This window comes from uncultured Kiloniella sp. (assembly GCF_937128705.1).
Lineage (GTDB): Bacteria > Pseudomonadota > Alphaproteobacteria > Kiloniellales > Kiloniellaceae > Kiloniella.
On the sequence record NZ_CAKZMP010000153.1, the window covers coordinates 1 to 7,661 of the forward strand.

The 7,661-nt window shown below is 47.7% G+C and carries 11 protein-coding genes; 10 read left to right on the top strand and 1 reads right to left on the bottom strand.

Translation table 11 applies throughout. The annotated features are described in order from the left end of the window. From Q0241_RS08490 to Q0241_RS08505, 5 genes are all read left to right on the top strand, one after another. A partial coding sequence (locus Q0241_RS08490; RefSeq protein WP_299376020.1) for a phage tail sheath C-terminal domain-containing protein occupies window positions 1–297 on the top strand: 297 nt, incomplete at its 5' end. A gap of 65 nt (window positions 298–362) precedes the next feature. Beyond that, window positions 363–731: a phage tail tube protein gene (locus Q0241_RS08495; protein WP_299376023.1), complete on the top strand. Its 369-nt coding sequence runs from the start codon at window positions 363–365 to the stop codon at window positions 729–731. Beyond that, the gene (locus tag Q0241_RS08500) at window positions 731–1,024 is read left to right on the top strand and encodes a phage tail assembly protein (protein ID WP_299376026.1); all 294 of its coding nucleotides are present in this window, start codon (window positions 731–733) and stop codon (window positions 1,022–1,024) included. Before Q0241_RS08495 ends, Q0241_RS08500 begins: the two co-directional genes overlap by 1 nt. Continuing rightward, window positions 1,009–1,140 carry a GpE family phage tail protein gene (locus Q0241_RS22550; RefSeq protein ID WP_366941159.1) on the top strand — a complete coding sequence of 44 codons (132 nt, stop codon included), beginning with the start codon at window positions 1,009–1,011 and terminating at the stop codon, window positions 1,138–1,140. Before Q0241_RS08500 ends, Q0241_RS22550 begins: the two co-directional genes overlap by 16 nt. After that, on the top strand, window positions 1,137–2,963 hold the full coding sequence (locus tag Q0241_RS08505; protein WP_299376028.1) for a hypothetical protein: 1,827 nt from the start codon (window positions 1,137–1,139) through the stop codon (window positions 2,961–2,963). The genes Q0241_RS22550 and Q0241_RS08505 overlap by 4 nt, the downstream gene beginning before the upstream one ends. A gap of 4 nt (window positions 2,964–2,967) precedes the next feature. On the opposite strand, the gene Q0241_RS08510 is transcribed toward Q0241_RS08505, so the two are convergent. Beyond that, window positions 2,968–3,246 (bottom strand): hypothetical protein, encoded by a 279-nt coding sequence (locus Q0241_RS08510; protein WP_299376031.1) that lies wholly within the window; start codon window positions 3,244–3,246, stop codon window positions 2,968–2,970. Between the two features lie 18 nt (window positions 3,247–3,264). Between Q0241_RS08510 and Q0241_RS08515 the strand changes: the two genes are divergently transcribed. The 5 genes from Q0241_RS08515 to Q0241_RS08535 all read left to right on the top strand — a co-directional run. Further along, window positions 3,265–4,491, top strand: coding sequence for a DNA circularization N-terminal domain-containing protein (locus tag Q0241_RS08515; protein ID WP_299376034.1), 1,227 nt, complete (start codon window positions 3,265–3,267; stop codon window positions 4,489–4,491). Continuing rightward, window positions 4,488–5,537 (top strand): phage baseplate assembly protein, encoded by a 1,050-nt coding sequence (locus Q0241_RS08520; protein ID WP_299376037.1) that lies wholly within the window; start codon window positions 4,488–4,490, stop codon window positions 5,535–5,537. Before Q0241_RS08515 ends, Q0241_RS08520 begins: the two co-directional genes overlap by 4 nt. Before the next feature lie 3 nt (window positions 5,538–5,540). Next, the gene (locus tag Q0241_RS08525) at window positions 5,541–6,155 is read left to right on the top strand and encodes a phage baseplate assembly protein V (protein WP_299376040.1); all 615 of its coding nucleotides are present in this window, start codon (window positions 5,541–5,543) and stop codon (window positions 6,153–6,155) included. Continuing rightward, on the top strand, window positions 6,155–6,628 hold the full coding sequence (locus Q0241_RS08530) for a phage GP46 family protein (protein WP_299376043.1): 474 nt from the start codon (window positions 6,155–6,157) through the stop codon (window positions 6,626–6,628). Before Q0241_RS08525 ends, Q0241_RS08530 begins: the two co-directional genes overlap by 1 nt. A 13-nt stretch (window positions 6,629–6,641) precedes the next feature. Beyond that, window positions 6,642–7,661, top strand: a 1,020-nt coding sequence (locus Q0241_RS08535) for a baseplate J/gp47 family protein (RefSeq protein ID WP_299376046.1), incomplete at its 3' end; no start/stop codon positions are given.

The window sequence follows — 7,661 nt, forward strand, 5'->3', positions numbered from 1 at the left end:
CGTTATGATTTCCGCACTCTTATTCTTAGGAAATACCCGCGTCACAAGTTAGCTGATGACGGACGTAATTACGGTCAAGGACAAGCAATAATCACCCCGAATGTGGGGCGCTCTGAAGTTGTTGCCCGTGCCCGTGTCTGGGAAGAATTAGGCTTGGTCGAAAACATTGATCAATTCAAGGAAGAGGTGATTTGCGAACGAAATTCCAAAGATCCTAACCGTCTTGATTGGATGTTGCCGCCGGATCTGGTCAACCAGTTCCGTGTCGGGGCCGCTCAAATCGGTTTCCTTCTCTAAATCTAACATGTCGTAAAGCCCTGATCCGGCCCGCCGGATCAGGCAAAACACAAGGATAAAAAAGAATGGCTAACCCCAATGCTCGTGCCGGAAAGATCTTTTTTAAGGTCGATGGTACTCAATACGACGCCAAGGGTGGCTTTACCTACAATCTGGGTAAAGACAAAAAAGAAGGCATGGTCGGACATGACAAAGTTCATGGCTATAAGATCACGCCTCAAATTCCCTTTATTGAAGGGGAAATCACCGATCATTCCAAACTGGATGTAGCCAAGTTGCTTGAGCTTGATGATGTGACGATCACGCTTGAGCTCGCTAACGGTAAAACCATCCTTTTACGAAACGCCTGGTACGCACATGAAGGTACTGCCGGAACTGAAGAAGGCAACATTCCTGTGCGTTTCGAAGGCCTCTCAGCTGAGGAAGTAAAATAATGCCGACAGTTACTTTAAAGCATCCAATTGAAGCGCACGGCGAAACGACAAAAACCCTGGAACTTCAAGAGCCAACTCTTGCGGTTCTGGAAGATGTCAATCTTGTTGTTAATAGCGACGGTGAAGTGAAAATCAATCTGGGAAATATTCCAAAGGTTATATCCGGATTGGCAAATATTCCACTTTCTTCAGCTAGGAAAATCCATCTAGCGGATATGGCTGGGGTTGTCATGGCTTGTAAGGGTTTTTTGTCGGCGTTCCTGCCAATTGGCGAGACATCAGAGCCGAAGTAGCCTTCACCTTCCATTTTCAACCTTCTGAGTTCGCATCGATGCGGATAGAGCAACTCTTAGAGTGGCGTCAACAAGCCGCCCGGATCAACAAACAGGTTTACGGTAAACAGTCATGAGTTTTTCTCTCAAAATGGTAATGCAAGTGGTCGATCAAGTGACCCAACCCATCGGTAAAATGGGCAAGGCATTTGCAAAGCTGAGCAAGAATACCGGGCTGGATAAACTTTCAAAGGATCTGGGCGGTGTTGGCAAACAACTTGGGAAAGTCGGTAAAGAAAGCCTGGCTTTCGGCAAATGGTTTGCGGCGGGCGCTACAGCAGCTGGCGGGGCGCTTTTTGGTTTGGTCAAGGGTGTTGCCAATGCCGGGGATCAAATCGCAAAGACGGCTGATAAATTAGGTGTGGGTATCGAAGGCCTTCAAAAGCTTAGGTATCATGCCGAATTAGCGGGGGTCGAAAATACCAAACTGGATGACTCTCTGCGTTTCTTGCTTAATGGCGCGGGTGAAGCCGCGCAGGGTGTTGGCGCGGCAAAGGATGCATTTGCGGCCTTGGGTATTTCTGTCAAAGACAGTACAGGGAAAATGAAAGACGGCGAGGCACTCATGTATGAGGTTGCCGACGCTATCGACAAAATTGAAGATCCGGCGCTTAGGGTATCCATTGCACAGGATCTTATGGGCCGTAGTGGTTCGGATATGATCAACGCCTTTAAAGGCGGTGCTGCCGCGATGAAAAAGAGCGGTGAAGAAGCCGTAAAGCTTGGCATCATTACCGAAGAACAGGCCCGTGCATCAGAAAAGTTCAACGATGATCTAACCCGTCTTATGCGCGTAATTTCGTCTTTTGGCTACGCAATTGCCGCTGATTTAATGCCGCATTTCAATGATGCAATAAACGCCTTTAAAGATTTTTCACTAGAGGCAAAACCTCAAATCATTCAAGCGCTGAAAGAAGCCTTTAGCCTGTTAGGTGGTGTGGTAGGTTTCGTGATTGATGTCTGGAAAGTTGGTACAGCAAACCTGTCTAACTTGGCAAAAAGTGCCATTTTTACAACGGGCGTTTTATCCGATTTCCTTTCGCCTATTATCTCTGTTTTGCGTCATTTCGGATTAATGCGAACAGGTATATCCCTGCTATTGACCGCGTTAGGCGTTAAATTGGTCGCAGCCATTGCCGGCTTATTTATTCCAATGGCCAAACTCATTTTGTCACTGAGTACAGTTATTATCAAAATGACCGTGCTTGCGACACAGGGCATAGCCGCCGCTATCAAGGGCTTTATTGCCTTTATCCCGTCAATCATAGGCGCGACATCCGCCGCCTGGGGATTTGCCGCCGCTCTTTTAGCTAACCCTATTACATGGATTGTTGTTGGTATTGCCGCGCTTGTCGCCGGGGCTATCTGGCTTTGGAATAATTGGGATCAGGTAAGTACCTGGCTATCAGCTGCCTGGGGGAAAATGAAAGAGGCGTTTTCGGCGGCTCTTGATTCAATGGCTGTGATTTTGCAGTCGATAAATCCCTTTGGTTTGATCATTAATCTTGTCAATGACGTGATCAAAGATCTTTTCGGCATCGATCTGGGCGAAATTGGCATGAAATGGATTGCCAGCCTTTTGGAAGGTATCAAAGCCAAATGGGCCAACATATCCTCTTTCCTGGGCAACGCTGCCAGCGGAATATCTGACTTTTTCGGCTTTGGCGATAATGACAGCCCTGCGACAGCCAATGGGTTAGCCAACAATACAGCCACCTATGGCACCGCTTTACCCTCCATTCTTCCCGGTGGTCAAAATCAGGTCGGCGGTGCAATCAAGGTACAGTTTGAGAATGCCCCGGCTAATACACGCATAGATACCGTTACAGACGGCAAATCAGGCGTTTCGCTGGATACAGAGACGACTTACATGGGCGGTGCTATGGGAGGGCTTTCCTGATGGATCAGGCTTTGACGTCTTCTTCTGTTTCTTGGGCTTCCGGCTTTAATTTATTTATGGCCAGGCAGATCGCAAAGAAAATAAAGAAGCCCGCGTATAGCTCTTCGCCCAGATCAGTTTCAGGCCAAAAGCTGAAGACACCGACCATAAAAGCGGTAGGAACAATCGCTAAAGCCAGTAGCTCTTGCCAGATAGAAAAAGCAAAGCGCAGGGCAAAACCGCCAATGATAACAGCGGCTATCAATAGAACGTTCGGGTCAATGCTGTTCAATATTTCAGTCATTTTAGGAATATAGGTACGATGAGTTGGAAAGACAAGCTCCGCCCGGCCTCTTTGGATGATGTACCTTTTGAAGTATTTTCTCATTCAGCTGATGTTGCTGGCCGTCAAATAGCATTGCATGAGTTTCCGGGGAAGGACAAATCTCACCCTGAAGACATGCGAAAGAAAACGTCGGATTATAGCGTTGAAGCCTATGTCATCGGCGAAGATTATTTTGAAAAGCGTGACAACCTGATAGCCGTTTGTGGCAAGCCGGGCGCGCGTAAACTTGTGCATCCCTGGTTAGGTTCGCTTGATGTTATTTGTGTTGGCTGCAAGTTAACAGAAACTACCCGCGAAGGCAGGATGGCAAGCTTTACGCTTACCTTTATTGAGGCCGGGGAAAATCTTTACCCATCGGCGCAACCTGATACAGCGGCTAAATTGAATACGGATGCGATAACCGCGAAAAATTTCGCAATACAATCTTTCGCTGATGATTTCAAAGTCACAGGTTTTCCCGGTTTTATCCGCGAAGATGCGGCAAATGTTGTTAGCCTGGCGGCGGGTAATTTAAGCGAACAAGCTTCCATTTTTGGCAGCGGGGTTGTTGATGTTGATTTACAAAACAAGGTAACAAATTTAACAAAAAGCGCGCCACAATTAACGGGTGATCCTGCGTTACTTGGCGGTGAGCTTTCCGAAACAATAGGCTATTTTTCCAGTACGCAAGCCCCATCGGTGAAACTGGTTGAATCTCTGCCAGAACTTTCCGGATTTGCTGATGATCTCCCCCAGATCCCGGCAACAACGGCCACACGAGCAAGGCAAAAACTCAATACTGAAGCTATTACCTCTCTTGTTCGCAGAGCTGGGATTGTCAGTGCTGTTCAATCTGTACCAGGGCTTGAACTCTCGAACAGATCTTCGGCGCTTTCTTTACAAGATAATCTTGTTGGTTCTATCGATGACGAGCTTGATATTCTTAGCGTGTCTGAAGACGATAATACTTTTAATGCCTTTGCGGTTTTACGGACTTCAGTTGTTGAGCACCTAAAGGCCAGAACCCCTTATCTGGCACAGGTTGTTGACGTTGCTATCGATACAACAGTCCCGGCTCTAGTACAGGCTTATAATATTTATGATGATGCCAGTCGCGAGGGTGAACTTATCCAGCGGAATAATCTGGCACATCCGGGCTTTGTTCCTGGCGGCGAAAATCTTGAAATTTTAATTGACGGTATTACCGAAGGCGGGGCGCGATGACAGTCACGCTCAAGGTCAATAACAAAGATTTCACAGGGTGGACCGCTGTATCAGTCCGTCAGTCAATGGAAGCCGCAGCGTCCAGTTTTAGTTTAGGTGTTGCGGGCGAATGGCCAAGCAATACAGGCAGCAAAAACAATCAAGTTTTAAGCCAGATTCAAAGTATTAACAAAGGCGATTTATGCGGCATTTTGCTCGAGGGCGAAACCCTTTCAACAGGCTTCATTGATAGCGCGAACCCTTCCTATGATGCCGGGTCACATTCAATTGCAATTTCGGGGCGGGATGCAACGGGCGATCTGGTTGATTGTTCAGCTGATCCGGGACAATGGCTAAATCAAAAGCTGGAAAGTATCGCGGCTGATATCTGTAAACCTTTTGGTATCCGTGTTTTAAAAAATGTTGATACAGGGCAAGTTTTCAACACATTCAAAATCAACGAAGGCGAAACAGCTTTTGCAGCTATAGAGCGCCTTTGCCGGATGCGCGCTGTTTTGATCATGCCTGATGGTAAAGGAAGCCTCATTCTAACAAGGGCCGGGACAGCCAGGGCGTCAGTTTCTTTGGAACGCGGTGTAAACATTCTTTCAGCATCAGGGCAAAGCTCGGACCTTAACCGTTACAGCCATTATACCGTTAAAGGACAACAACAAGGACACAGTGGAATTTCAAGCGAAGAAGTGGCCGGATCTATAGGCCAATACCGGGATAAGGCGATTAAGCGCTACCGTCCCCTGGTTCTTCAGGCGGAACAGTCCACAAATAATATTTCAGCAAATGACCGCGCCGCTTGGGAAGCAAATGTCAGAGCCGCACGCGGGCTAAAAATCACAATCAAAGTTCAAGGCTGGCGTGAAAAGCCTGACGGGCAAATCTGGCGTCCTAACCGTCTAGTACATATGAAATGTAACTGGCTTGGCGTTAATCATGACCTATTGATTTCAGCAGTGAACTGGACCTACAGCGAAGCGGGTAAAATTTCCACGCTTACGTTAGTACCCAAAGGTGCTTTCTCTCTGCTCCCTGTAGCAGAAAAGGGAGCATGATCTATGGATATTTTAGAACAATTATTACCCGCTTTAAGCCGCCTTTTAGATCCCTTAAAACGCCGTGTGTCTTTGATGGTTTCCCGGTGTGTTTTGAATCTTATTGACGATAAAACTGTTCTTCAGGAGCTACAGGTTTCAGCGTTGGCCAACGAAGTTTTGGATCGTGTCGAACGGCTTCAGGAATACGGCTATACATCCGTGCCGCATCCCGGCGCTGAGGCTGTTTTATTGACTGTCGGCGGTGATCGTAGCCATAGCCTGGTTATCGCGGTTGAAGATCGCAGATATCGCCTCAAAGGCCTTAAAGGCGGGGAAGTCGCTATCTATGACGATCAGGGTCAAAAGGTGCATATCAAGCGCGGTGGTATTCATGCCCTGGCTAAAAATATCTTACTGGAATCAGAAGGTATCATTCGCCTTGAAGGTAAAGGCGTTGAAATTCATGGGCGTGAATATGTTCAAGAAGATGTCAAAGGTTTGGGCAAGCGCCGGTCACATACAGGCGGCACAAATTGGCATGATGATACCTACACAACAGGGGCAAATATAACGGGTACCGAACACGGCTTGGATATGCCGGATATCCCTAGCGATCATTACGAGAGGACCAGCTGATGGATGCCCGGATTATTTTTGACGGACAACTGCTAACCGGAGATCTCGCTTTAAGCGAAGGAGATCTTGAAACGGACGAAGGCTTACAGACCGCTGTTGTTCTTAGCCTCTTTACCGATAAGCGCGCGCCTAAAAACACAGAATTACCCGCAGGTGAAACGGATCGTCGGGGTTGGTGGGGTGATCTGCTTAATGAAAACCAAGGCGATCAGATAGGTTCCTTACGCTGGCTATATTTACGAGAAAAGCAAACCACAGAAACCTTGAACAAGATTATTGAAGCCGATCAACAGGCTCTTGATTGGCTCGTTGAGGACGGTGTGGCGCGCAAAGTTGTCGTAACCGGGGAATGGATCAAACGCGGGCTTTTAGCTGAGAAAATATTGATCAAGAAACCTGATGGAACACAGTCAAAATTTTCTTATCAAACACAATGGGATTCCCAAACAACGGGGCCTTTAGATAATGGATAAGGGAACGTTTTAGATGCCATACGCTAGGCCAACATTACAAGAAATTGCAGCCCGGATCGGCGCGGATATTGATAGCCGCCTGCAAGGCACAGCATCGAAATTACGCCGTGCTTTTATTGCCGTCCTGGCGCGCGCATATGCCGGGGCTGTTCATGGCCTTTATGGCTTTATCAGCTGGATTGCAAAACAGGTTTTTCCTGATACAGCTGAGAAAGAATATTTATCCCGTTGGGCGTCAATTTGGGGTGTCATCAGACAAGATGCGATAGCAGCTACAGGTAATGTCACTTTTACAGGGGCAAACGGTGCGCAAATTCCATCAGGTACCAAGATCCAACGTAGTGATGGCCAGGTATATTTTACGTCGGCTATAGCAACGATTGACGGGGTAAATGCAACGATCAATGTCCGAGCAGAAACGCCTGGGAAAATCAGTAACAGTGAGCCCGGCGTTACCCTGTCCCTTGTGTCGCCTGTTGTATCAATTGAAACGACGGTGGCCGTTGCTGAAGGCGGGCTTGTAAACGGGGCTGATCAGGAAAGCGATATTTCCCTGTTAAAGCGTCTTTTGCTGCGAATTAGAAAGCCACCTCATGGCGGGGCAAAACACGATTATGAACAATGGGCTCTTGATAAAAAATCTCATGGTCGTGATGTAACCCGTGTCTTTATTTCCCCAAAAGAAATGGGACCGGGTACTGTGACAGTGCGCTTTATGATGGATGACAGTTACGCGGACGGTATCCCCCAGGCGGCTGATGTTGCAACCGTTGCCGCGCACATTGCCAATGAGCGCCCGGTCACAAGTGATCCCTTTGTTCTTTCGCCTGTTCCACAGCCTTTGACCTTGACCATTTCAGGCCTCAACCCCGGCAATGCGACGGTTAAAAAAGCAGTAGAAGCTGAAATAAAAGACCTGATCCGAAGAGAAGCTATTCCCGGCGGTAGTCTGCTAATCAGCCATATCCGCGAGGCCATTTCCATAGCGGCGGGGGAGACCGATCACGCCCTTGTTTCTCCGACCGCTAATGTC

Excerpts from the sequence above, each read along its gene's own strand:
- Q0241_RS08525 (WP_299376040.1), top strand. The coding sequence starts at position 5,541 with ATGGATATTTTAGAACAATTATTACCCGCTTTAAGCCGCCTTTTAGAT.
- Q0241_RS08520 (WP_299376037.1), top strand. The coding sequence starts at position 4,488 with ATGACAGTCACGCTCAAGGTCAATAACAAAGATTTCACAGGGTGGACC.
- Q0241_RS08495 (WP_299376023.1), top strand. The coding sequence starts at position 363 with ATGGCTAACCCCAATGCTCGTGCCGGAAAGATCTTTTTTAAGGTCGAT.
- Q0241_RS08530 (WP_299376043.1), top strand. The coding sequence starts at position 6,155 with ATGGATGCCCGGATTATTTTTGACGGACAACTGCTAACCGGAGATCTC.
- Q0241_RS08515 (WP_299376034.1), top strand. The coding sequence starts at position 3,265 with ATGAGTTGGAAAGACAAGCTCCGCCCGGCCTCTTTGGATGATGTACCT.
- Q0241_RS08500 (WP_299376026.1), top strand. The coding sequence starts at position 731 with ATGCCGACAGTTACTTTAAAGCATCCAATTGAAGCGCACGGCGAAACG.
- Q0241_RS08505 (WP_299376028.1), top strand. The coding sequence starts at position 1,137 with ATGAGTTTTTCTCTCAAAATGGTAATGCAAGTGGTCGATCAAGTGACC.
- Q0241_RS08510 (WP_299376031.1), bottom strand. The coding sequence starts at position 3,246 with ATGACTGAAATATTGAACAGCATTGACCCGAACGTTCTATTGATAGCC.